19 protein-coding genes and 1 pseudogene are annotated in these 23,466 nt (G+C 73.2%); 11 read left to right on the forward strand and 9 right to left on the reverse strand.

Annotation, left to right across the window (positions count from 1 at the left end):
• Window position 1: 1 nt before the first annotated feature.
• Entirely contained in the window at window positions 2-1,705 is a 1,704-nt protein-coding gene (locus tag ACFW9Z_RS14185) for a proline--tRNA ligase (RefSeq protein ID WP_384639315.1), read from the forward strand.
• Window positions 1,706-1,824: 119 nt separating this feature from the next.
• On the opposite strand, the gene ACFW9Z_RS14190 is transcribed toward ACFW9Z_RS14185, so the two are convergent.
• From ACFW9Z_RS14190 to ACFW9Z_RS14200, 3 genes are read right to left on the reverse strand one after another with little or no spacing between them, the layout of a single operon-like run.
• Window positions 1,825-2,796, reverse strand: coding sequence for an aminoglycoside phosphotransferase family protein (locus tag ACFW9Z_RS14190; protein ID WP_384639317.1), 972 nt, complete (start codon window positions 2,794-2,796; stop codon window positions 1,825-1,827).
• Between the two features lie 30 nt (window positions 2,797-2,826).
• A complete protein-coding gene (locus ACFW9Z_RS14195; protein ID WP_384639320.1) occupies window positions 2,827-3,336 on the reverse strand; it encodes a ferritin-like domain-containing protein in 510 nt (169 codons plus the stop codon).
• The gene (locus ACFW9Z_RS14200) at window positions 3,336-3,851 is read right to left on the reverse strand and encodes a hypothetical protein (protein ID WP_384639322.1); all 516 of its coding nucleotides are present in this window, start codon (window positions 3,849-3,851) and stop codon (window positions 3,336-3,338) included. Before ACFW9Z_RS14200 ends, ACFW9Z_RS14195 begins: the two co-directional genes overlap by 1 nt.
• A 176-nt stretch (window positions 3,852-4,027) precedes the next feature.
• On the opposite strand from ACFW9Z_RS14200, the gene rimP reads away from it, so the two are divergent.
• The 10 genes from rimP to ACFW9Z_RS14250 all read left to right on the forward strand — a co-directional run bounded on the left by rimP (window position 4,028) and on the right by ACFW9Z_RS14250 (window position 17,409).
• Window positions 4,028-4,531 (forward strand): ribosome maturation factor RimP, encoded by a 504-nt coding sequence (rimP, locus tag ACFW9Z_RS14205; protein ID WP_384639325.1) that lies wholly within the window; start codon window positions 4,028-4,030, stop codon window positions 4,529-4,531.
• A gap of 2 nt (window positions 4,532-4,533) precedes the next feature.
• Window positions 4,534-5,574, forward strand: coding sequence for a transcription termination factor NusA (nusA, locus tag ACFW9Z_RS14210; RefSeq protein WP_384639328.1), 1,041 nt, complete (start codon window positions 4,534-4,536; stop codon window positions 5,572-5,574).
• Between the two features lie 113 nt (window positions 5,575-5,687).
• Entirely contained in the window at window positions 5,688-5,966 is a 279-nt protein-coding gene (locus ACFW9Z_RS14215) for a YlxR family protein (RefSeq protein WP_384639330.1), read from the forward strand.
• A gap of 148 nt (window positions 5,967-6,114) precedes the next feature.
• Window positions 6,115-9,258, forward strand: a complete 3,144-nt coding sequence (infB, locus tag ACFW9Z_RS14220) for a translation initiation factor IF-2 (protein ID WP_384639333.1) — start codon at window positions 6,115-6,117, stop codon at window positions 9,256-9,258.
• Window positions 9,259-9,435: 177 nt separating this feature from the next.
• Window positions 9,436-9,729, forward strand: coding sequence for a DUF503 domain-containing protein (locus ACFW9Z_RS14225; protein WP_015611818.1), 294 nt, complete (start codon window positions 9,436-9,438; stop codon window positions 9,727-9,729).
• Window positions 9,730-9,765: 36 nt separating this feature from the next.
• Window positions 9,766-10,239, forward strand: coding sequence for a 30S ribosome-binding factor RbfA (rbfA, locus tag ACFW9Z_RS14230; RefSeq protein ID WP_384639337.1), 474 nt, complete (start codon window positions 9,766-9,768; stop codon window positions 10,237-10,239).
• Window positions 10,236-11,135 (forward strand): tRNA pseudouridine(55) synthase TruB, encoded by a 900-nt coding sequence (gene truB, locus ACFW9Z_RS14235; RefSeq protein WP_384639339.1) that lies wholly within the window; start codon window positions 10,236-10,238, stop codon window positions 11,133-11,135. The genes rbfA and truB overlap by 4 nt, the downstream gene beginning before the upstream one ends.
• A gap of 228 nt (window positions 11,136-11,363) precedes the next feature.
• Window positions 11,364-15,110 (forward strand): serine protease, encoded by a 3,747-nt coding sequence (locus tag ACFW9Z_RS14240; protein ID WP_384639342.1) that lies wholly within the window; start codon window positions 11,364-11,366, stop codon window positions 15,108-15,110.
• A 43-nt stretch (window positions 15,111-15,153) separates the two neighbouring features.
• Window positions 15,154-16,110 (forward strand): bifunctional riboflavin kinase/FAD synthetase, encoded by a 957-nt coding sequence (locus ACFW9Z_RS14245; protein WP_384639345.1) that lies wholly within the window; start codon window positions 15,154-15,156, stop codon window positions 16,108-16,110.
• Window positions 16,111-16,176: 66 nt separating this feature from the next.
• Window positions 16,177-17,409: an XdhC family protein gene (locus ACFW9Z_RS14250; RefSeq protein WP_384639348.1), complete on the forward strand. Its 1,233-nt coding sequence runs from the start codon at window positions 16,177-16,179 to the stop codon at window positions 17,407-17,409.
• On the opposite strand, the pseudogene ACFW9Z_RS14255 reads toward ACFW9Z_RS14250, so the two are convergent.
• The 6 genes and pseudogenes from ACFW9Z_RS14255 to ACFW9Z_RS14280 all read right to left on the reverse strand — a co-directional run.
• A pseudogene (locus ACFW9Z_RS14255) lies at window positions 17,309-18,544 on the reverse strand (MFS transporter); the annotation flags it as partial. The gene ACFW9Z_RS14250 and the pseudogene ACFW9Z_RS14255 sit on opposite strands and share 101 nt — an antisense overlap.
• A 74-nt stretch (window positions 18,545-18,618) precedes the next feature.
• Window positions 18,619-19,287, reverse strand: a complete 669-nt coding sequence (locus ACFW9Z_RS14260; RefSeq protein ID WP_384639351.1) for an ArsR/SmtB family transcription factor — start codon at window positions 19,285-19,287, stop codon at window positions 18,619-18,621.
• A gap of 83 nt (window positions 19,288-19,370) precedes the next feature.
• Window positions 19,371-20,378 carry an oligopeptide/dipeptide ABC transporter ATP-binding protein gene (locus ACFW9Z_RS14265; protein ID WP_384639353.1) on the reverse strand — a complete coding sequence of 336 codons (1,008 nt, stop codon included), beginning with the start codon at window positions 20,376-20,378 and terminating at the stop codon, window positions 19,371-19,373.
• Window positions 20,375-21,451, reverse strand: coding sequence for an ABC transporter ATP-binding protein (locus ACFW9Z_RS14270; protein WP_384639355.1), 1,077 nt, complete (start codon window positions 21,449-21,451; stop codon window positions 20,375-20,377). Before ACFW9Z_RS14270 ends, ACFW9Z_RS14265 begins: the two co-directional genes overlap by 4 nt.
• Window positions 21,448-22,377, reverse strand: a complete 930-nt coding sequence (locus tag ACFW9Z_RS14275; RefSeq protein ID WP_384639357.1) for an ABC transporter permease — start codon at window positions 22,375-22,377, stop codon at window positions 21,448-21,450. Before ACFW9Z_RS14275 ends, ACFW9Z_RS14270 begins: the two co-directional genes overlap by 4 nt.
• Window positions 22,374-23,465 carry an ABC transporter permease gene (locus tag ACFW9Z_RS14280; protein WP_384639360.1) on the reverse strand — a complete coding sequence of 364 codons (1,092 nt, stop codon included), beginning with the start codon at window positions 23,463-23,465 and terminating at the stop codon, window positions 22,374-22,376. The genes ACFW9Z_RS14275 and ACFW9Z_RS14280 overlap by 4 nt, the downstream gene beginning before the upstream one ends.
• Window position 23,466: the final 1 nt, after the last annotated feature.

Below are 23,466 nucleotides of genomic sequence, written 5' to 3' on the forward strand. Positions count from 1 at the left end.
CATGGCCCAGGTCCAGCGCATGTCCCGATTGATGATCAAGACACTGCGCGACGACCCGGCGGACGCCGAGACGCTCAGCCACAAGCTGCTGGTCCGCGCCGGATACGTGCGCCGCAACGCGGCCGGTATCTGGTCCTGGCTGCCGCTCGGCAAGAAGGTCCTGGACAACATCTCCACCGTGGTCCGCGAGGAGATGGACGCCATCGGCGCCCAGGAGGTGCTGCTGCCCGCCCTGCTGCCCAAGGAGCCCTACGAGGCGTCCGGCCGCTGGGAGGAGTACGGCGACCTGCTCTTCCGCCTCCAGGACCGCAAGGGCGGCGACTACCTCCTCGGCCCGACCCACGAGGAGATCTTCACGCAGACCGTCAAGGACCAGTGCACGTCCTACAAGGACCTGCCGGTGATGCTCTACCAGATCCAGACGAAGTACCGCGACGAGGCCCGCCCCCGCTCCGGCGTCCTCCGCGGCCGCGAGTTCCTGATGAAGGACTCGTACAGCTTCGACACCACCGACGAGGGCCTCGCGCACTCCTACGCCCTGCACCGGGCCGCGTACATCAAGATCTTCGAGCGCATCGGCCTGGACCACCGCGTCGTCTCCGCCGTCTCCGGCGCGATGGGCGGCTCCGCATCCGAGGAGTTCCTGGCCCCCGCCGCCGCCGGTGAGGACACCTTCGCCGACTGTCCGAACTGCGACTACGCCGCCAACACCGAGGCCGTGACCTTCGCGCTCGCCCCGGTCGACGGCTCGGCGCACGGCGCGGTCGAGGAGCTGGACACCCCCGACACCCCGACCATCGAGACCCTCGCCGAGTATCTGGGCGTCCCCGCCTCGGCCACCCTGAAGAACCTGCTGGTCAAGGTGGACGGCGAGATCGTGGCCGTCGGCGTCCCGGGCCACCGCGAGGTCGACCTCGGCAAGCTGGGCGAACACCTGGCTCCCGCCGTCGTCGAGCTGGTCACCGCCGAGGACTTCGTCGGCCGCGACGACCTCGTACGCGGCTATGTCGGCCCCCAGGGCCTGGAGAAGGTCCGCTATCTGGCCGACCCCCGTGTCGCCCCCGGCACCGCCTGGATCACCGGCGCCAACCAGGAGGGCAAGCACGCGAAGAACGTCGTCGCGGGCCGTGACTTCGAGGTCGACCAGTACGTGGACGTCGTCGTGGTCGAGGAGGGCGACCCCTGCCCCAGCTGCGGCACCGGCCTCACCCTGGACCGCGCCATCGAGATCGGCCACATCTTCCAGCTCGGCCGCAAGTACGCCGACACCTTCCAGCTCGACGTGCTGGGCCAGCAGGGCAAGCCGGTCCGCGTCACGATGGGCTCGTACGGCATCGGCGTCTCCCGCGCGGTGGCCGCCCTCGCCGAGCAGGCCGCCGACGACAAGGGCCTGTGCTGGCCCCGCGAGATCGCCCCGGCCGACGTCCATGTCGTCGCCGCGGGCAAGGCCCTCCAGACCGAGCTGGCCCTCGACGTCTCGGAGAAGCTCAACGCGGCGGGCCTGCGGGTCCTGGTCGACGACCGCCCCGGCGTCTCGCCCGGCGTGAAGTTCACCGACTCCGAGCTGATCGGCGTGCCGAAGATCCTGGTCGCCGGCCGCCGCTCCGCCGATGGCGTCCTGGAGCTGAAGGACCGCCGTACCGGCGAGCGCGAGGAGCTGACCGTCGACGAGGCGATCGCCCGCCTGACGGCCGATCTGGCCTGATCCCGTACGAAGGCCGACCTGGCCTGATCGCGTACATCACGCACACCGCCTACGAGGAGGGCCCCCGCGCACCGTGCGCGGGGGCCCTTCCCGTACGTACGGGTACGTACGACGAACCGTTACAGCCAGCCCGCGAACTCCAGGTTGACCTCGCCCATCTGCCGCCGCCCCTCGGCCAGCGCGCGGGTGCCTGACTCGACCGCCCGGAACAGCGTCCAGCCGTGCAGCCGGGCCTGTTCCACCTCCAGCGACTCGGCCAGTTTCTTGACCCGCCGTCGGGCCGTCACCGGGCCGCCGGGGGAGGCGATCAGATCCTCCACCCGGTCCCGCACCAGCCGTGCCAGGTCGTAGGCGCGCTCGCCCACCAGCGGCTCGGGCCCCACCGTCAGCCACGGGGCGCGCTCGCCGGAGAGGACCTTGCTCTGCCGGAAGTTGCCGTGCAGGAGCAGGAGTTCGGGGGCGCCCGCCACCAGTTCCGTACGGGCCGCGAGGGCCGCCTCCACCAGCGGCGCAAGCTCCGGATCGGCCTCGGCCGCCGCCCGCATCCCCTCCGTCTGCCGCCCGGTCCGCTCGGCCACGGTCTCGAAGGGGTGGCCGGCGGGCGGCTCCACCCACAGCCGCCGGACCGTGCCCGCCGCCTCCAGGAGCGCCTTGGCCTCCGGCAGCGAACGCAGCGACACCTCGTGGTGCAGCCGCTCCAGCAGCAGGGCCCCGGACGCGTCGGCCACACCGGATGCATCGGCGGCGTCGGCCACACCGGATGCATCGGCCACATCGCGATCAGGCGCATCCAGCAGCTTCACCGCGCCCCAGCCGTTCCAGTGCGCCAGCGCCGCCCGCTCCTGCTCCGGTTCGGCGAGCGGCGGGGCGATCTTCAGCGCGGCCGGGGTCCCGTCGGCCCGCCGGGCCAGGAGCACCAGGGCGCTGCGTCCGCCGGGGGCGGCCACCCGCTCCACGGCGAGATCCGGCCCGGCGGCGTCGATGGCCCGTTCGGTGAGCGTGGGGAGCCGGTCGAGCCAGTCGGCCGCCTCGGTGTCCCCGTACATCTCGCCGAGCGCGCGCACCAGGCGCTGCGGCGGTTCGAAACCCATACGTCCGTTGTTCCCTTTCCGGTCCCTCGGTCAGTCCGTGCCGTCGGCTCCCGCAGCCTCCACCGGGCCCGTCGTCGCGGCCGGATCGGCGCTCGTGGCCCGCTCGGCGAGCCCCGGAAACACTACGTTGCCGCCCCGCCACCGGGCCGCCCGCACGGCGGCCTCCCGCAGTGCGCCCGCCGCGTCGGCGCGCGCGGGCCCTTCGGTGGCCCGTACGAGATCGGAGTAGACGCCCGCCACCCGGTCCTCCAGGACGGCGGCGAGGCGCAGTGCCGACGCGGTGTCGGTAACCGCGAAGGGCAGAGCGTACGCGGCGTCCGAGGCGACCGGTGCACCGCCCAGGTCACGCACGGTGCGCATGAGCGCGTCCCGGCGCGCGCGGTGCCCGTCGTACGCCGCGCTCGCCTCGGTGCGCCGCTTCCCGGCGACCCGGCCGCCGAGCACCCCGTACGCGTAGACCGCCGCGTGCTCGGCGGCCAGCGCGGCCTGGGTGGCGGTGAGAGCGGGGGACGGGGTCTCGTCCTCGGAGCGAAGGGGCATCACGGGGTCTCCTTGGCCAGCTCGGTCAGCAGGTACGCGTGTGCCGCCGCCGCGGCGGCCACCGACGCCAGCAGCCGGGCCAGCTCCGGTTCCGCGGTGAGCAGGGCCTCGGCGTGGGCGTCGGCCCTGCGGCGCTCGGCGGCGGCCAGCTCCTTCACCGCGGCCTGCGCGTCGGCGGAGACGGGACCGGGCGCGGCCGAGACGGTCACCTTCCCGCCGCCCGCCGCCAGCGCCTCGGTGTGCTCCCGTACGGCCGCTCGCAGGGGCGCCAGGCCCTCCGTGAGGGCGGGGTGGGCCTCGGCGGCCAGGTCGTAGTGGGCGAGCGTCAGGGCGGCGGTGTGCGCCGCCGCTGTGCGCAGCTTCTTCTCGGCCCGGACGGCTTCGGCCTCGGTGCGTACGGGGCCGTTCCGGCCCGTACGCGTGTCGTCGTCCCCGCAGCCGGTCAGCACCGCACCCAGTGCGAGAGCCCCCGTCGCGGTGAGCGCCCCCCTGCGGGTCGTCCCCGTGCGCCGCACGTTTCTCCTTCGGGCCGGGACCGATCCTGACAGGATCTGTCCAGAAGTGATCACCGCAGGCGAGCGTACCCGCGGCGACAGGGCAGGCGGACGGCAACACCCCTGGCGACCGGATACCCTTTGACCTGACACACGACGATCCCCACAACAGCACACGCGGCCGAGGAGTCACCCGGATGAGCACCACCCAGAGCGAGAGGCTGCGCGGGTTGCTGGAACCGCTCGTCAGCGCGCAGCAGCTGGACCTTGAGGAGATCGAGGTGTCCCGGGCCGGCCGACGTGGAGTGCTGCGGGTCATCGTGGACTCCGAGGAGGGCGTGGAGCTGGACACCTGCGCCGAGCTGAGCCGCGCGATCTCCCAGAAGCTGGACGAGACCGATGTGATGGGCGAGGGCGAGTACGTCCTCGAAGTCAGCTCCCCCGGCGCGGACCGCCCGCTGACCGAGCACCGCCACTACGTACGCGCCACCGGCCGGCTGGCCAGGTTCCACCTCGCCGCCGACGGCTCCGGTGAGCTGGTCGCCCGCATCCTCGCCGTCGACGAGGACGGGCTCGACCTCGAAGTGCCCGGCGTCAAGGGCCGCAAGCCCACGTCCCGCCGCCTCGCCTTCGACGAGATCACCAAGGCGCGCGTGGAGATCGAATTCAACCGCAAGGACAAGAAGGAAGAGGAGGCGTAGCCGTGGACATCGATGTGAAGCTTTTGAAGGGCTTGGCGCAGGACAAGGAGATCCCCTTCGACGTGCTCGTCGCGGCGATCGAGTCGGCGCTCCTCATCGCGTACCACCGCACCGACGGCAGCCACCGCCGGGCGCGCGTGAAGCTCGACGAGAACGGCCACGTCACCGTGTGGGCCAAGGAGGACCCGGCCGACCTCGAAGAGGGCCAGGAGCCCAAGGAGTTCGACGACACCCCCTCCGGGTTCGGCCGGATCGCCGCGACCACCGCCAAGCAGGTCATCCTGCAGCGGCTGCGCGACGCCGAGGACGACCGCACCTTCGGGGAGTACGCGGGCCACGAGGGCGATGTCGTCACCGGCGTCGTCCAGCAGGGCAAGGACCCCAAGAACGTCCTGGTCGACATCGGCAAGATGGAGGCCATGCTGCCGGTCCAGGAGCAGGTGCCGGGCGAGGAGTACACCCACGGTCTGCGCCTTCGTACGTATGTCGTACGGGTCGCCAAGGGCGTGCGCGGTCCCTCCGTGACGCTCTCGCGCACCCACCCGAACCTGGTGAAGAAGCTCTTCGCGCTGGAGGTCCCCGAGATCGCGGACGGCTCCGTGGTCATCGAGGCCATCGCCCGCGAGGCCGGTCACCGCACCAAGATCGCGGTCCGCTCCACCCGTTCGGGCCTCAACGCCAAGGGCGCCTGCATCGGCCCGATGGGCGGCCGGGTGCGCAACGTCATGGCCGAGCTGCACGGCGAGAAGATCGACATCGTGGACTGGTCGGACGACCCGGCCGAGATGGTCGCCAACGCGCTCTCACCCGCCCGGGTGAGCAAGGTCGAGGTCGTCGATCTCGGCGCCCGCTCCGCCCGGGTCACCGTGCCGGACTACCAGCTGTCGCTGGCGATCGGCAAGGAGGGCCAGAACGCCCGCCTCGCCGCCCGTCTCACCGGCTGGCGCATCGACATCCGTCCCGACACCGAGACGGACGAGGAGCGCGAGAACGCCGACCGCGAGCGGGCCGAGCGGGCCCGGGAGCGCTCGGAAAGGCGTTGACCCGGAGCCGCTCCAGGGAATAGATCTTGGCCGTACGACGCTGAGATCACGACAACATCCGTTCGATTTTTGCCCCAAAGGGGTGAGGTCGGTGCGGGGAGGTAGACTTAAACGTGTCTGGCCGGACGCAAGCCCGCGCTTGCCCCGAGCGAACCTGTGTGGGATGCCGGGAGCGAGTGGCCAAGAGCGAGCTGCTGCGCATCGTGGTGGACGAGGGCGCTTGCGCCCCTGATCCACGCGGTACGCTGCCCGGCCGGGGTGCTTATGTGCACCCCACCTCTGTCTGTCTCGACCTGGCGGTCCGCCGCCGGGCGTTCCCCCGGGCCTTCAAGGCCAAGGGGCCGTTCGACACCGCGGCACTCACGCGGTTCGTCGAGTGGGCGACACCGTAAGAAAGTGAACGGCACGGGACCCCGTGCGGTCAGGTACCTCGCGAGTTGGAAGTAGGTCGAGATTGCGATGAGCACTCGATGAGTACGCGATGAGTACGCCCATGAAGTAGCGACGGTCCGGCGGTAACCCGGACCTAAAAGGAGCGAAGTGGCTAAGGTCCGGGTATACGAACTCGCCAAGGAGTTCGGCGTCGAGAGCAAGGTCGTCATGGCCAAGCTCCAAGAACTCGGTGAATTCGTCCGTTCGGCGTCCTCGACGATCGAGGCGCCGGTTGTACGCAAGTTGACCGACGCACTGCAGGGGCCCGGCGGCAACGCCGGCAAGTCCGCTGCCAAGCCGGGCGCGCCCCGTAAGGCGACGCCCGCAAAGCCCGCAGCGCCCTCCCCGGCCGCTGCGGCACGTCCCGCTGCCCCGAAGCCCGGCGCACCGGCCCCCAAGCCGGCCGCTGCCGAGGCCCCGGAGACCAGCACCCCCGCGGCGCCCTCCGCGCCGTCGGCGGGCCCCCGTCCGGGCCCGAAGCCCGCGCCGAAGGCGGCCCCGGTGACCCCGGTCCCGGCCGCCGAGTTCTCGGCTCCGGCTCCGGCCCAGCCGGCCGCCCCCCAGCAGCCCCAGGCCCCGCGTCCCGCAGGTGCCACCCCGGGTCCCCGCCCCGCCCGTCCGGCCCCGGCCGGTCAGCGTGACGGCGCCCGTGACGGTGGTCAGCGCGATGGCGGCCAGCGTGACGGCGGCCGTGGTGGCGAGCGCGGCGGCGACCGCCCCGCACGTCCCGCGGGCCAGGGCGCACCGCGCCCCGGCGGCGCCCGTCCGGCCGGTCCCCGTCCGGGCAACAACCCCTTCACCTCCGGCGGTTCCACCGGCATGGCGCGCCCCTCGGCGCCCCGTCCCGGCGGTGCCCCGCGCCCCGGTGGCGGCTCGGAGCGCCCCGGCGCCCCGCGTCCCCAGGGCGGCCCCGGTGGCGCCCCGCGCCCCCAGGGCGGTCAGGCTCCGGGCGGTGCCCGTCCCACTCCGGGCGGCATGCCCCGCCCGCAGTCCCCGCGTCCCGGCGGCGGTCCCGCCGGTAACCGTCCGAACCCCGGCATGATGCCGCAGCGTCCCGCTGCGGGCCCGCGTCCCGGTGGTGGCCCCGGCGGTGGCCGTGGTCCCGGTGCCGGCGGCGGTCGCCCCGGTGGCGGCGGTGCCGGTCGTCCCGGCGGCGGTGGCGGCGGGTTCGCCGGTCGTCCCGGTGGCGGTGGCGGCGGCTTCGCAGGCCGTCCGGCCGGTCCCGGCGGTGGCGGCGGCGGTGCCGGTCGTCCCGGTGGTGGCGGCGGCTTCGGCGGCCGTCCCGGCTTCGGCGGTCGTCCGGGTGGTCCCGGCGGCCGTGGTGGCACGCAGGGTGCGTTCGGCCGTCCCGGCGGTCCGGCGCGTCGTGGCCGCAAGTCGAAGCGGCAGAGGCGCCAGGAGTACGAGGCCATGCAGGCCCCGTCCGTCGGCGGCGTGATGCTGCCTCGCGGCAACGGACAGGCCGTCCGGCTGTCGCGCGGTGCCTCGCTCACCGACTTCGCGGAGAAGATCAACGCCAACCCGGCGTCGCTCGTCGCCGTGATGATGAACCTCGGCGAGATGGTCACGGCGACGCAGTCCGTCTCCGACGAGACGCTGCGGCTGCTCGCGGACGAGATGAACTACGTCCTGGAGATCGTCAGCCCCGAGGAGGAGGACCGCGAGCTGCTGGAGTCCTTCGACATCGAGTTCGGCGAGGACGAGGGCGGCGAAGAGGCCCTGGTCTCCCGTCCGCCGGTCGTGACCGTCATGGGTCACGTCGACCACGGTAAGACCCGGCTCCTGGACGCGATCCGCAAGACCAACGTGGTCGCGGGCGAGGCCGGTGGCATCACCCAGCACATCGGTGCCTACCAGGTCTCCTCCGAGGTCAACGGCGAGGACCGCAAGATCACCTTCATCGACACCCCGGGTCACGAGGCGTTCACCGCCATGCGTGCCCGTGGTGCGAAGTCGACCGACATCGCGATCCTCGTGGTGGCGGCCAACGACGGTGTGATGCCCCAGACGATCGAGGCGCTGAACCACGCCAAGGCGGCCGAGGTGCCGATCGTGGTCGCGGTCAACAAGATCGACGTCGAGGGTGCCGACCCGACCAAGGTGCGCGGTCAGCTCACCGAGTTCGGTCTGGTGGCCGAGGAGTACGGCGGCGACACGATGTTCGTCGACATCTCCGCCAAGCAGGGCCTCAACATCGAGGCGCTCCTGGAGGCCGTCGTCCTCACCGCCGACGCCTCGCTCGACCTGCGGGCCAACCCCGACCAGGACGCGCAGGGTATTGCGATCGAGTCCCACCTCGACCGCGGTCGCGGTGCCGTCTCGACCGTCCTGGTCCAGCGCGGAACGCTGCGCATCGGCGACACGATGGTCGTGGGCGACGCCTACGGCCGGGTGCGCGCCATGCTCGACGACAACGGTCAGAACGTGGAGGAGGCGGGTCCCTCGACCCCCGTCCTCGTGCTCGGTCTCACCAACGTCCCGGGCGCCGGCGACAACTTCCTGGTCGTCGACGAGGACCGTACGGCCCGTCAGATCGCCGAGAAGCGTGCCGCCCGTGAGCGCAACGCCAACTTCGCCCGCAAGGGTGTCCGGTTCTCCCTGGAGAACCTGGACGAGGCGCTCAAGGCCGGTCTGGTCCAGGAGCTCAACCTCATCATCAAGGGCGACGCGTCCGGTTCGGTGGAGGCTCTCGAGTCCTCGCTGCTCCAGCTCGACGTCGGCGAAGAGGTCGACATCCGGGTCCTGCACCGCGGTGTGGGTGCGGTCACCGAGTCGGACATCGACCTGGCGACCGGCTCCGACGCCATCGTGATCGGCTTCAACGTGCGCGCCGCGGGGCGTGCGCAGCAGATGGCCGAGCGCGAAGGCGTGGACGTCCGGTACTACTCGGTCATCTACCAGGCGATCGAAGAGATCGAAGCGGCCCTCAAGGGCATGCTCAAGCCGGAGTACGAAGAGGTCGAGCTCGGTACGGCGGAGATCCGCGAGATCTTCCGCTCGTCCAAGCTGGGCAACATCGCCGGTGTGCTGGTCCGCTCCGGCGAGGTCAAGCGCAACACCAAGGCGCGCCTGCTGCGCGATGGCAAGGTCATCGCGGAGAACCTCAACATCTCCGGTCTGCGCCGCTTCAAGGACGACGTCACCGAGATCCGCGAAGGCTTCGAGGGCGGTATCAACCTCGGGAACTTCAACGACATCAAGATCGACGACGTCATCGCGACGTACGAGATGCGCGAGAAGCCGCGAGGCTGATCCGCGAAGATCTGATCGGGTTCCGGGGGTTCGCCCCCGGAGCCCGGCCACCACGGTCGGGGCCGGTCGACGGGTCGTATTTCCGTCGATCGGCCCCGGCCGTTCCGGTACGGTTCTGATGTCCCCGCCAAGCTCTGGCGGGGCACGAACCCGAACCGGCGGGACATCCGGACACACATGTATGTGGGGACCCTGTCCTTCGATCTGCTCCTCGGCGACGTACGGTCGTTGAAGGAGAAACGCTCCGTCGTCCGTCCGATCGTCGCCGAACTCCAGCGCAAGTACGCGGTGAGTGCGGCGGAGACCGGCGGGCAGGATCTCCACCGCAGGGCCGAGATCGGCCTCGCCGTGGTCTCCGGTGACACCGGACACCTGACGGACGTGCTGGACCGGTGCGAGCGGCTGGTGGCCGCCCGCCCCGAGGTGGAGCTGCTGTCGGTGAGACGGCGGCTGCACAGTGACGAAGACTGACACGCAAGCGAAATCAGAAGGAAGAGTGACGGACCGGTGACCGACAACGCGCGGGCCCGCAAGCTGGCCGATCGCATCCAGGTCGTGGTCGCGGAGACCCTGGACCGGCGAATCAAGGATCCGCGGCTGGGATTCGTGACGATCACGGACGCCCGCGTCACCGGCGACCTGCGGGAGGCCACGGTCTTCTACACGGTCTACGGCGACGACGAGGAGCGCGCGGCCTCCGCCGCGGCGCTGGAGAGCGCCAAGGGCGTCCTCCGCTCCGAGGTCGGCCGGCAGACCGGGGTCCGGTTCACGCCGAGCCTGGCCTTCGTCCCGGACGCCCTCCCGGACAACGCCCGCACCATCGAGGACCTCCTCGACAAGGCGCGAGCCAAGGACGCCGAGGTGCGCGAGGTGTCCACGGGCGCGAAGTACGCCGGGGACGCCGACCCGTACCGCAAGCCCGAGGACGAGGACGAGTCCGACGGCCCCTCCGAGAAGAACGAGGGCCCGACCTCCGCATGACCGAGCAGACCACCACGCCGGACGGCCTTGTCATCGTCGACAAGCCGTCCGGCTTCACTTCGCACGACGTCGTGGCCAAGATGCGGGGCATCGCCCGCACCCGCCGCGTCGGCCATGCCGGAACCCTCGACCCGATGGCCACCGGAGTCCTCGTGCTCGGCGTCCAGCGGGCCACCAAACTGCTGGGCCACCTCGCGCTGACGGAGAAGGAGTACCTGGGCACCATCCGGCTCGGCCAGGACACCGTCACCGATGACGCCGAGGGCGAGATCACCTCGTCCACCGACGCCTCCGGCGTCACCCGCGAGGGCATCGACGCCGGAGTGGCGGCCCTGACCGGCCCGATCATGCAGGTCCCGTCCAAGGTCAGCGCCATCAAGATCGACGGCAAGCGGTCCTACGCGCGGGTGCGCGGTGGCGAGGAGTTCGAGATCCCGGCCCGCCCGGTGACCGTCTCCTCCTTCCGCGTCTACGACGTCCGCGAGGCCGTCGCCGACGACGGCACCCCCGTCCTGGACCTGGTCGTCTCCGTCGTCTGCTCCTCGGGTACGTACATCCGCGCCCTCGCCCGCGACCTCGGCGCCGGACTCGGCGTCGGCGGCCATCTGACCGCGCTGCGCCGCACCCGGGTCGGCCCGTACGGACTGGACGCGGCCCGGACGCTCGACCAGCACCAGGAGGAGCTGACGGTGATGCCGGTCGCCGACGCGGCCGCCTCCGCCTTCCCCCGCTGGGACGTCGACGAGAAGCGCGCCAAGCTGCTCCTCAACGGCGTACGGCTGGACATGCCCGCCCACCCGCCGGGGCCGGTCGCGGTCTTCGGGCCGGACGGGACGTTCCTCGTGCTGGTGGAGGAGGAGAAGGGCAAGGCCAAGAGCCTCGCCGTCTTCGCCTGACCCGGCTGTTCCCTGTGATGTCCGGCTATTGCCGTGATGTGCGGAGCGGGCACCCACCCCCCATCCGGTGCCCGCTCCACATCCCCCACCCCCGGGACCATCTCTGCTCCGCCGGGACACGCCTATTCACCCCATTGGACGGGCGCTCGGAGTGAATACCGGGGGCGCGGGGGGCGCTTTCCCCGTCCGCGCTACTTCCTGCGATCACCGGCGGCCTAACGTCGGACCATGGGCAGTGGGGACCGGTCGACGCTGGTAAGAATCTGTGATCAGGCCGGCCGGCCGCGGGGGACGGGATTCGTCGCGGACGACCGGGGCACGGTCGTCACCGCCCACCAGGCCACCGCGGCCCCGGGCCCGCTCCTCCTCCACGGCACCGACGGCCGCACCTGTTCCGTCGGCCCCGATGCCATCACCGCGCTCCCCGCCCTCGGCCTCGCTCTCCTGCGTACGCCAGGTCCCGAGGCCCTCGGTGTGGAGCCGCTGCCCATCGCCGTACGGGACCGGATCGAGCCCGGCAGTTACGTCGGGATCGCCGCCCACGGCCGCCGCGAGGCCCGGGTCCTCGGCACCGCCCCCGCCACCTACACCGCCCCGGACGGCAGCCACCCTGTCCCGGCCGCCCTGGAGCTGGCCCTCGGCACCGACGGGCGCGACGCCCTGCGCTCCGGCGGCGCGGCGATCGGGGGACCGGTCACGGACCCGGCCACGGGCGCGGTCCTCGGCCTCCTGTGCACCGCCCTCACCACCCCGTACGAGTCCGCCGGGCTCGCCCTCCCCGTTCCGCGCGGCGCCGACGCGGCCCTGGACGCCCTCCTCGCGCGCAACGGCACCGCCGCACCCGGCTACGGCCCCGACCTCAACCTCGCCGGGGCCCTCCAGCTCACCGCCACCTCCGTCGGCTCGGCGGACGGGCCGGAAGCCCGCACGGCGCCGGTCGAGCGCGACGACATCCACGCGGAGCTCGCCGCCTTCGAAGCCGGTACGGGTACGGTCCTGGGCCTCGTCGGCGCCCCCGGCACCGGCCGCACCACCGAGCTCGCCGCCCTCGCCGCCCGCCGGGCCGACGGCGAGGCGCCCGCCCCCACCCTCTGGCTGCGCGGCGCCGACCTGCTGGCCGACGACGCCTCGGTCGCCGACGCGGCGGACCGTACGCTGACCCGCTCGGCCCGGATCGTCACCGCGGCCGGGGCCCTCGGTGACATGGCCACGGCCACCGCGGAACGCATCGCCCGCCTCGCCGCCGAAGCGGGCCACCCGCTGCTCGTGGTCCTGGACGGCCCCGAGGAGATGCCGCCGCTGCTGGCCCACCGGCTCGCCGAATGGACGGCGAACACCGCGATCTGGCTGCGGGAGCACGGCGTCCGGCTCGTCGTCGCCTGCCGCCCCGAGCACTGGGAGACCGCCGGGGCCCTCTACCCGCCCGGCGCCCTGCACCGCCCCCACCGCCCCGCCCGGGGGCTGCCGTCGTCCCTGCGCCTGGCCGACCTCACCTCCGCCCAGGCCGACCGGGCCAAGGAGCGCCTCGGTATCCCGCCGAACGCCCTCGCCCCCGGCCATGACCGGCACCCGCTCACCCTGCGGCTGCTGGCCGAGGTCCGCGAGGCCCTGCCGCCCGGCGTTGCGGGCCGCCCCGACACCGAGGACGTCTTCGGCGCCCACCTGGACCTCATGTGCGTGCGCATCGCGGTCCGGATCGCGGCCGCCGCCGGTGAACAGCCCCGGGGCACCGCCGTACGCCGACTGGCCGCCCGGGTCGCGGGCCAGGTCCATGAGGCGGCCCGGCGCTGTCTGGGCCCGGGACAGGGGGAGCTGGACCGGGAGGCGTTCGAGGAGATCTTCCCCTGGCGCACGGGGTGGGCCTCGGCCGTGCTGACGGAGGGGCTCCTCGTCCCCGCCGGGGCCGGTTACCGCTTCGCCCACGAGGAGCTGGGCGACTGGGTGCAGGGCGCCCATCTGGACCTGGACGCGGCGCTGCGCTCCCTGGTGCACCGCTGGCACCGGGGGAGCGGGGGGCGGGAGCGGGTGCCGCGCGGGGGGAGTGCCGGGCCGCGCGGGGAGACCGGCGGCCCGGACCGGGGGCGGGGCAGGCCCGAGCGGGTGCAGGGCGGTGGCCCCGAGCGTGTTCCGCCCGGCAGGCCCGAACGCGTATCGCGTGGGGTGGGCAGCGGGTCCGGGCGGGTGCCGGGTTCCCGTGCCGTCGGGGAGCCGCGCCCCACCGACGGACCTCGCGCCGCCGACGAGCCCCGTTCCCTTCCCGTGCCCCGGCACCGGATCGGGCCGGTGATCCAGGCGATGGTGCTCCTCGGCCGCCGTCAGGGCACCGCCGCGCTCGCGCACCGGATGGCCGACCTGATCGAGGCGCTCGACCGGCTCTGGGCCGAGGAAGGCCCCCGAGACGAGGACGCCGCCTGGTGGGCCGCGCATCTTCTCGGGGGCAGTCTGCTCCGGGTGCCCGATGCCCGCCCGTATCTGGGTGTCCTGCGCGTCCTCGCCGGGCGCATCACCCGCCGCTCGGCCGCCGCCACCGGGGGACCGGCGGGCTCGGGGGCGTACGGGGAGTTCGGGCCCTGGTTCTGGCGGCGGCTCCGGCTGCCCGAGGAGGACCGGATCGACCTCCTCCGCCGCCTGGTCCCCGCCGACGGGGTGCCCCGCACCGACGGCGACGAGCGGTATCTGGACGCCGTGGCCCGCCGCCTCGGCTACGACGCCCCCACCGTCCAGCCGCTGCTCTGCCGCTGGTTCACCGACGAGCGCCCGCTGCTGGTCGGCGGCCCCGACGCACCGGACATGGAGCCGCGCCCCACCGTGGCCGCCGCCGCGCAGGCCCTGCTCCACGCCCGCCGTGACCTGGACCTCGACAGCCTCACCGACGCGCTGATCGCCACCCCGCACACCCGGGCCGGGGAACTGCTCGCCGCCCTCGCCGAGGACGAGCCCACCGCGCTCTGCCGGGCCGTGGAGCGCTGGGCCCGGGACGAGGACCGCCCGGCCCGCCGCTCCGCCGCCGCCCGGTACGCCGGACTCCTCCAGCCCCGGATCACCGCCGACGGGGACCGGGCGCTGCTCAGGTCCGCCGCCGAGATCCTGCTCACCCGCCCCGAGGACGCCGCCCTCCACACGGCCGCCCTCACCCTCCTGGTCCGGGACCCGAAGTCCCGCCGCCGCCACCTCCCGCAGGCCCTCCGCCTCTTCGCGTACGGCGACTCCCGGCTTCCCGTGGAACTGCTCGCCGAGGTCTTCCCCGCTCACCCCGAACCGGTCCTCGCCGCCCTCCGCGCCCGCCTGGCCCGCCCCGGCGACGGCGCGGCCGAGGTCCTGCGGGCCCTGGCCGGGCTCGACACGCCCGCGCTCGCGCTGCACGTCGCCGGGCTCGTACGCGAGTACATCGACGCCCACCCCGACGACGGCACCCACGCCGCCGAGTACGTGGACCTCCGCCTCGAACACGGCCCCGCCGCCCGCGCCCTGCTCCTCCCCCTGGTCACCGGGCTGCTCCGGGACCGCCCCGCCCCGCCACCGGTCCGCGCCGCCCTGGCCCGGGTGCTCGCCGGGGCCGGGTCCACCGCCTCCCGGCCGCTGCGGGCCGAGCTGCTGGAGGTCCTGCTGGAGTTCGAGCAGGTCACCGGGCGTGACCCGGACGTGCTGGACGCCCTCCTCCAGGCCGCGGCGGGCGGCGCGGGGGCCCGCCCGGAGATCCGTACGCGCGCGCTCGTCCACCGCACCGGCATGCTCCTCGTCCGCACCCCGGAGGGCGCCGCCCGCTTCGACCGCCGCCTGGTCGAACTCGCCCGGGACGTGCCCGGATTCGCCGCCCTCGTCATCCGCTGGCTCACCGACGCCCCGCAGGAGTGGGCGGCGGTGGTGGGCCCCAGCGCCCGGCGGACGGTCGAGGCGTTGGAGACATCACGTCGGACGATGCCGATGCCGATGCAGGCGGCGGGACGTGAGCATGGCAGTCTTAGACCTGCGTAATCGACATACACACGTACACAGGTTCGGGCGAGGAGCGGTCACAGTGCAGCGCTGGCGTGGCTTGGAGGACATCCCCCAGGACTGGGGACGCAGCGTCGTCACCATCGGCTCCTACGACGGCGTGCACCGCGGACACCAGCTGATCATCGGCCGGGCCGTCGAGCGCGCCCGTGAGCTGGGCGTTCCGTCCGTCGTGGTCACCTTCGACCCGCACCCCAGCGAGGTCGTCCGCCCCGGCAGCCACCCGCCGCTGCTCGCCCCGCACCACCGCCGGGCCGAGCTCATGGCGGACCTCGGCGTGGACGCGGTGCTGATCCTGCCGTTCACCGCCGAGTTCTCGAAGCTGTCGCCCGCCGACTTCATCGTCAAGGTCCTCGTCGACAAGCTGCACGCCAAGGCTGTCATCGAGGGCCCCAACTTCCGCTTCGGCCACAAGGCCGCCGGGAACGTGGCGCTGCTGACCGAGCTGGGCGCCACCTACGACTACACCGTCGAGGTCATCGACCTGTTCGTGACCGGTGCGGCGGGCGGCGGCCAGCCGTTCTCCTCCACCCTCACCCGCCGCCTGGTCTCCGAGGGCGATGTCGCCGGGGCCGCCGAGATCCTCGGCCGCCCGCACCGGGTGGAGGGCATCGTGGTGCGCGGCGCCCAGCGCGGCCGCGAGCTGGGCTTCCCGACGGCCAACGTGGAGACCCTCCCGCACACCGCGATCCCCGCCGACGGTGTCTACGCGGGCTGGCTGGAGGTGGACGGCGAGTCGATGCCCGCCGCCATCTCGGTCGGCACCAACCCGCAGTTCGACGGCACCGAGCGGACGGTGGAGGCGTACGCGATCGACCGCGTCGGCCTGGACCTGTACGGGCTGCACGTGGCCGTCGACTTCCTCGCGTACGTACGCGGCATGCTGAAGTTCGACACGATCGACGACCTCCTGGTGGCGATGGCCGGCGATGTGAAGCGGTGCAGCGAGCTGATCGCCGCGTACGACCGTACGCACTGACGCACCCGACCCACTGACGCACCCGCTCCCCGTGCGCCCCGCCACCGGGCGGCGGATGCTGACAGGGTGCGCGACATCCTGCCCGATCTCCAGGCCCGCTGCGCCGCCGGTACTCCCTTCGCCCTGGCGACCGTCGTTGCCGTGCACGGCAGCGCGCCCCGCGACCCGGGCGCGGTGATGGCCGTCGACGGGCCGGGCACCGTGCTCGGCAGCGTCTCCGGGGGCTGCGTCGAGGGCGATGTGTACGAGGTCGCCCGCGAGGTGCTCGCCGGGGCGGCGCCGCGCGTGGTGACTTACGGGATCAGCGACGACGAGGCGTTCGGCGTCGGGCTGACGTGCGGCGGCACGATCGAGGTCCTGGTACGCGCCTACGCGACCGCCGCCGAGCTCTCCGGACTGGCCGCCGTCCTCGACCTGATCGCCGCGGACCTGCCGGTCGCCGAGGCCACGGTCCTCTCCGGCGTGGCGGAGACCGGCGTGGCGGAGACCGGCGTGGCGGAGGCCGGGGCGGCGGAGGGCGGGGCGGGCGTGGAGACCGGGGCCCGCCTGGTCGTCCGGCCCTCCGGCGCCGGGCCCACCACCGGCACCCTGGGCAGCGAAGGGCTGGACGCGGCCGTCACGGACGACGCCCGGGGCCTGCTGGCACAGGGCCTCACCGGCATCCAGCGGTACGGGGCGCACGGCCAGCGCCGGATGGCGGAGGTCGCGGTCTTCGTCCGTTCGCACACCCCGCCGCCCCGCATGCTCGTCTTCGGCGCCATCGACCACGCGGCCGCCACCGCCCGCATCGGCTCCTTCCTCGGCTACCGGGTCACCGTCTGCGACGCCCGCGCCGCCTTCGCCACCCGGGAGCGGTTCCCCACCGCCGACGAGGTCGTCCGCGCCTGGCCGCACGACTACCTGGAGGCGACCGAGGTCGACGCCCGTACGGTCATCTGCGTCCTCACCCACGACCCGAAGTTCGACGTACCGCTACTGGTCGCCGCGTTGCGCACCCCCGCCGCGTACATCGGCGTCATGGGCAGCCGCCGCACCCACCACGACCGCCTCACCCGGCTCCGTACGGCCGGAGTGGACGAGGCCCATCTGACCCGCCTCGCCTCACCCGTGGGCCTCGACCTCGGAGCCCGTACGCCGGAGGAGACGGCGGTCTCCATCGCCGCCGAGATCATCCAGCACCGCTGGGGCGGGACGGGGCGGCCGCTGGGCGAACTGACGGGGGCGATCCACCACCACGCGACGGCCCCGGGCGGTCCATCCCGCGCCACTCCGGGCGCAGACCGGCCAGATTCGTGGTGAGGAAGTACGCGGCACCGCAGACGAGCAGCACCGGCACGAGCCCGACGGCGGTCACCGCCGCTCCGGCGATCAGCCCGCCGAGCGGGATACCGGACCAGGCCAACGAGTCACCGAGCGCGTTGACCCGGCCCAGCATCCGGCGCGGCACCCGCTCGACGAGGACGGCCCCCAGCACGGGGTTGACGAACCCGGCCCCGAACCCGCTGAGGGCGAAGACGGCCAGGACCGCCCCCAGCGGGGCGTCGAAGGCGAGGACCAGAAACCTCGGCGCCCCGGCCAGCAGGAACCCGACGAGCACCACGACCCGCCGCCGCAGCCGGTGCGCGACCGCCGCGGCGATCAGGCTTCCGCCGACCCCCGCGGCCCCCATCACGCCGCCCATCAGGCCGATCGCGGCCGGTCCGTTGCCGGACTCCTTGGCCCAGACGGGGACGAGCACCGAGGTGATCGCCGCGTCCAGCAGGTTGGTGATGCCGACCATGACGATGACGGTGAGCAGCAACGGCTCGCGGCGCAGGAAGGTGAAGCCCTCGCCGAACCGACGCCAGTAACCCGGTTCCGTCCTCCCGTCCGTCGAAGGTGCGTCCTCGGCCGTGTGCCCCGTGCCGCGAGGCAGCGCGAGCCTGATGATCACCGATCCGAGGACGAAGCAGCCCGCGTTGACGGCGAGTGCGGTCAGGGGGCCGAGGAGCGCCACCAGGGATCCGCCGACCGCCAGGCCGACGGTGGAGGCGAGCCGCTCGATCGCGCCGGACAGACCGGTGGCCCGCTCCAACGGCACCCGGCCGCGCTCGGCCGCCTCCGGGACCATCACCTCCTTGGCCAGGTCGCCGGGGCCCCGGGCCGCGCCGATCAGCGCGACCAGAACCAGCAGAAGGGGAAAGGAGAGCAGGTCCAGGGCGTGGAGCAGGGGAATCGCGGCGGCGGCGGTCGCGCTGGCCAGATCGGTGGTCCAGGAGACGGCCCGGGGGCCGGTCCGGTCCACCAGCGGCCCGCTGAACGCCTTGACCACCACATAGGGCGTCATCTGGCAGAAGGCGACCAGCCCGGTCTGGGTGGCGCTGCCGGTCGTGACGAGGACGAACCAGGGCAGTGCCACGGCGGAGATCCGCGTACCGGTCAGCGACACGGCCATGGCCGTGAGCACCCCTGCCAGCGGCCGTAAGGACCGCTTGCCGGGTATGCCGCCCGCCTCCGAGACGTCGTGGGTCACGGCGTCGGGCCTCCTTCCGCTCCCTGGGAGCCGGAAGGGGGCGACGGCGCGGCAGGCACATCCAGTTCCGGCAGGATCTGCGTGATCACCGCGACCCGTTCGGCTCCCTCGGGGGCACTTGCCGCCGCCTCCGGGTCGTCCCGCCGGTAGCGCGTGATGACTTCCGTCAACTCCCGCTCCAGGGCGGTGGCTTCCTCGGGCGTCAGCCGCAGGGCCCAGTCGCTCATGTCGAAGGTGTTCCGCCAGGCGCGGGGCATCGTCTGAAGCTCGTTCAGGGTCCGCTGCGTGCGCAGGCTGTAGATGGCGGCGACGGACTGCCGGTAGGCCAGTGCGGCCTCGGGCTCCTGCTCGGCCAGCTCCGGGTCGCTGAACCAGAACGTCCGGTGCACCGAACGCCACCACCGCTCGCGCGCGTTGCCGCGTTCGGTGTCCTCCTCGACGAACCCGGCCGCGCCGAGCTGCCGCAGGTGGTAACTGGCCGTGCCGGAGTTCACACCCAGCCGCTCCGCGAGCCGGGTGGCCGTCGACGGGCCGTACTTCCGCAGCAGCCCGACCAGCTGCACGCGCACCGGATGCGCGAGGGCACGCAGCCCCTTGGCATCCAGGACGACCGAGTCCCCTGCGACCGCCGGGCCGTCGTCCGGCCTCTCCTGCTCATCTGTCATGTGGCACACCTTAGACCGCAAAGAGTTCTTCGCAAACACTTATTCGCGAAGAACTCTTTGCGGTTGAGTGGAGGGAGGTGCTCTCAGGCCCCCTCGCCGCACGCCGCCGCCCAGTGGCACGCCACCTGGCTCTCCGCCCCGCCGTTCAGCACCGGCAGATCCACCCCGCGGCACGCGTCCGCCACCCCCGCCCGCTCCGCCTCGCCGGAGGCCAGTACCTGGCAGCGGACGTGGAAGCGGCAGCCGGAGGGGACCTTCGAGGGGTCCGGGGGTTCGCCGGTCAGGACGACCGGTTCGCCCTCCGCCTCCGGGAGGACGGACAACAGGGCTTGTGTGTACGGGTGCTGAGGGGCCGTGAGCAGTTGCTCGACCGGGCCCGTCTCGACGATCCGGCCGAGGTACATCACCGCCACCCGGTCCGCGATGTTCCAGGCCAGCCCGAGGTCATGGGTGACCACCAGCGCCGAGAGCCCCAGCTCGTCCCGGAGGCGCAGCAGGAGGGCCAGGATCTCGCCCCGTACCGAGGCGTCCAGCGAGGCCACCGGCTCGTCGGCCACGATCAGCTCCGGCTCCAGCACCAGCGCCCCGGCGATCACGACGCGCTGGCGCTGGCCGCCCGACAGCTCGTGCGGGTAGCGCAGGAAGAAGCGCTCCGGTGGTCGCAGCCCGGCCCGGGAGAGGGCTTCCGAGACGGCCGCCCGCTCGTCGCCCCCGTACCCGTGGATGCGCAGCCCCTCCGCCACCGCGTCGTACACCGTGTGCCGGGGGTTGAGGGAGCCGCTGGGGTCCTGGAGCACCAGCTGTACGCGTTTCCGGTACGCCTTCAGCGCCCGGCCCGCGTAGTCCAGCGGGGCTCCGGCGAAGGTGACCTGCCCGGCGGTGGGCGGGACCAGGCCGAGCAGCGAGCGGGCCAGCGTCGTCTTGCCGCACCCCGACTCACCGACCAGCGCCACGATCTCGCCGGGGCCGATGTCGAGATCGACGCCGTCGACCGCACGGGCGGTGGCGGCCCCGCGCCGACCGGGGAAGGCGATCCTCAGGGCCTCGGCGCTGAGGAGAGGCGTGGTGCTGACGAGAGGGGTGGTGCTCATGGGGTGCTCCTGGTCTCCGTGGGGTGCGGGCCGTCCGCGTCCACCAGCACACAGGCCGCCCGCCGCTCGCCCCCGGCCGCCCGCAGCTCCTGGTCCTCCGTGGCGCAGGAGTCCAGCGCCACCGGGCAGCGCGGATGGAACGTACAGCCGCCCGGCAGCGCCGCCGGGTCCGGCGGGTCGCCCGGCAGGCCGCGCGGGGCGCGCCGGGAGGAGAGATCCCCGATCTTCGGGAAGGCCGCGGAGAGCGCCCGGCCGTACGGGTGGCGGGCCTCCGCGTACACCTGCCGGGCCGGGCCCTCCTCGACGACCCGGCCCGCGTACATCACCGAGAGCCGGTCACAGGTGTCCGCCAGCACCGCGAGGTCGTGGCTGATCATGATGAGCCCCACGTCCTGGTCGGCCACCAGTTGCTCGATCAGCCGGAGGATCTGGGCCTGGACCATCACGTCCAGGGCCGTCGTCGGCTCGTCCGCCACGATCAGGCGCGGATCGCAGGCGAGCGCCATCGCGATCATCACGCGCTGACGCTGTCCCCCGGACAGCTCGTGCGGATACGCCTGCGCCCGGGCGGCGGGCAGCCCCACCTGTTCCAGCAGCTCGCCCGCGCGCAGGCGGGCGGCGGCCGGAGTGGTCCTGGTGTTGTGCAGCAGGATCGGCTCCGCGATCTGGTCCCCGACCCGGTGCACCGCGTTCAGCGAGTGCATCGCGCCCTGGAAGACGATCGACGCCCCCGCCCAGCGGACCGCCCGCAGCCGCCCCCACTTCATGGTGAGGATGTCCTCGCCGTCGAGCAGGATCTCCCCGGTGAGCCCGGCCGACGCGGGCAGGAGCCGTAGCAGCGCGAGCGCCAGGGTCGACTTTCCGCAGCCGGACTCCCCGGCGATGCCGAGCTTCTGCCCGGCCTCCACCCGCAGATCGACCCCCCGTACGGCGGGGACGGCATCGGCCCCACTGCCGTACGTGACGGTCAGGTTCCGCACCTCCAGGAGCGGCGGATCACCGACGGGTTTCGACAGACCGGGGGAGGCGGAAGGATCGGGGTTCGGCGGCGTGCTCGTGGTCGTGGCCGTCAACGGGACACCCCCAGCTTGGGGTTGAGCACGGACTCGATGGCACGGCCGCAGAGCGTGAAGGCGAGGGCCACCACGGCGATGGCGAGTCCGGGCGGGGCGAGGTACCACCAGTTGCCGGAGCTGACCGCCCCCGCCTCCCGGGCGTCCTGGAGCAGACCGCCCCAGGAGACGACCGTCGGATCGCTGAGCCCGAGGAAGGCGAGGGTGGCTTCGGTGAGGATGGCGGTGGAGATCACCAGCGTGGTCTGGGCGAGCACCAGCGGCATCACATTGGGCAGGACGTGGCGGGACATGATGTGCCGGTGTCCGCCGCCGAGCGCCCGGGAGCGTTCGATGTACGGGCGGGACTCGACGGACAGCGTCTGCGCCCGGACCAGCCGGGCGGTGGTCGGCCAGGTCGTCACGCCGATCGCCAGGATCGTCGTCCAGATCGACCGGGAGAGGACCGTGGCCAGGGCGATGGCCAGGACGAGCGTCGGCATCACCAGGAACCAGTCGGTGATGCGCATGACGACGGTGGCGTACCAGCCCTTGAAGTGGCCCGCCGTGATCCCGATGAGGGTCCCGATCGCCACGGAGAGGAAGGCGGCCAGCAGGCCGACCGTCAGCGACACCCGCGTTCCCCAGAGCATCAGGGCCAGCAGGCTGCGCCCGAACTGGTCCGTCCCGAGCGGGAATGCACCGCTCGGCGCCTCCATCGGGCCGCCGGGGGCGTTGGTCACGCTCTTGGAGTCGGCCCCCACCAGGAGCGGGGCGGCCAGCGCCAGCAGGGCGATGACCACGAGCCCGGCGAGGCCGACGAGCCCGGCGCGGTGGGTGCGGTACTGCCGCCAGAAGCGGAGGGCGGCCTGCCGCCGCCGGGCCCGGGCGAGGGCGCGCGGGCTGTCCGTCCGTGCGGTTTCGCCTTTGTCGGTCGTGACAGTCATCGGCCCACCCGGGGATCGAGCAGCGGATAGATCACATCGGCGAGCGTGTTCATCAGGATCACCGCGGAGGCGAACACGAAGAACAGCGCCTGCACCAGCGGCAGGTCGGGCACGCTCAGCGCTTGGTAGAAGAGGCCGCCGAGCCCCGGCCAGGAGAACACCGTCTCCACCAGGATCGCCCCCGCCACCGTCGTACCGAGGTTCACGAAGAGCAGCGTCACCGTCGGCAGCATCGCGTTCGGCACGGCGTGCTTCCGGCGTACGAGATCGTCCCGCAGCCCCTTGGCGCGGGCCGTGGTCAGGTAGTCGCTGCCCATCTCGTCCAGTAGTGAGGAGCGCATCACCAGCAGGGTGCGCGCGTACTCCACCGCGACCAGTGTGATGACGGGCAGCACCATGTGGTGGGCGATGTCGAGTACGCGGTCGAAACCAGTGGTGGAGCCGGACTCCATGCCGCCGGTCGGGAAGAGCCCCGGGATCGGGCCGATGCCCACCGACAGGGTGATGATGAGGAGCAGGCCGAGCCAGAACGAGGGCACCGAGTACAGCGTCAGCGCGAACGCGGTGCTGGTGCGGTCCCCGGCGCTGCCGTTGCGCCAGGCGGAGCGGGCGCCGAGCCAGATGCCGAGCAGGGTGTAGATGACGAAGGCGGTGCCGGTCAGCAGCAGGGTGGCGGGCAGCGCCTCGGAGATCTTGTCCATGACGGGCGCCCGGAACTGGTACGACGTACCGAAGTCACCGGTCAGGGCCTTGCCGCAGTACTGGGTGAACTGCTGCCAGAGCGGCAGATCGAGCCCGAACTCGCGGCGCATCGACGCGATCTGTTCGGCCGACACCTGACGGCCGCCGGTCATCTGCTTGACCGGATCACCCGGGATCAGCCGGAAGAGGAAGAAGCTGGTGACGAGGACGGCGAAGAGGGAGACGGCAGCCCCGGCCAGCTTGCCCGCCGCATAGCGGAGGTAGGCGGCCGTACCGCGCGAACGCGGGGAGCGGGCCGGCGGCCCGGCCGGAGCCGGGCCGCCGGATGCGGTGCTCTCCACGCCCGCCGCGCCCTTCAGCAGCGCGGGAGTGCTTTCTGAGCTCATG

Source organism: Streptomyces sp. NPDC059452 (genome assembly GCF_042750035.1).
GTDB lineage: Bacteria > Actinomycetota > Actinomycetes > Streptomycetales > Streptomycetaceae > Streptomyces.

Bases quoted from the DNA above. Each gene is read 5' to 3' on its own strand.
- ACFW9Z_RS14185 (WP_384639315.1), top strand. From the start codon at position 2: ATGGCCCAGGTCCAGCGCATGTCCCGATTGATGATCAAGACACTGCGC.
- ACFW9Z_RS14190 (WP_384639317.1), bottom strand. From the start codon at position 2,796: ATGGGTTTCGAACCGCCGCAGCGCCTGGTGCGCGCGCTCGGCGAGATG.
- ACFW9Z_RS14195 (WP_384639320.1), bottom strand. From the start codon at position 3,336: ATGCCCCTTCGCTCCGAGGACGAGACCCCGTCCCCCGCTCTCACCGCC.
- rimP (WP_384639325.1), top strand. From the start codon at position 4,028: ATGAGCACCACCCAGAGCGAGAGGCTGCGCGGGTTGCTGGAACCGCTC.
- ACFW9Z_RS14225 (WP_015611818.1), top strand. From the start codon at position 9,436: ATGTATGTGGGGACCCTGTCCTTCGATCTGCTCCTCGGCGACGTACGG.
- truB (WP_384639339.1), top strand. From the start codon at position 10,236: ATGACCGAGCAGACCACCACGCCGGACGGCCTTGTCATCGTCGACAAG.
- ACFW9Z_RS14240 (WP_384639342.1), top strand. From the start codon at position 11,364: ATGGGCAGTGGGGACCGGTCGACGCTGGTAAGAATCTGTGATCAGGCC.
- ACFW9Z_RS14260 (WP_384639351.1), bottom strand. From the start codon at position 19,287: ATGACAGATGAGCAGGAGAGGCCGGACGACGGCCCGGCGGTCGCAGGG.
- ACFW9Z_RS14265 (WP_384639353.1), bottom strand. From the start codon at position 20,378: ATGAGCACCACCCCTCTCGTCAGCACCACGCCTCTCCTCAGCGCCGAG.
- ACFW9Z_RS14275 (WP_384639357.1), bottom strand. From the start codon at position 22,377: ATGACTGTCACGACCGACAAAGGCGAAACCGCACGGACGGACAGCCCG.
- ACFW9Z_RS14280 (WP_384639360.1), bottom strand. From the start codon at position 23,465: ATGAGCTCAGAAAGCACTCCCGCGCTGCTGAAGGGCGCGGCGGGCGTG.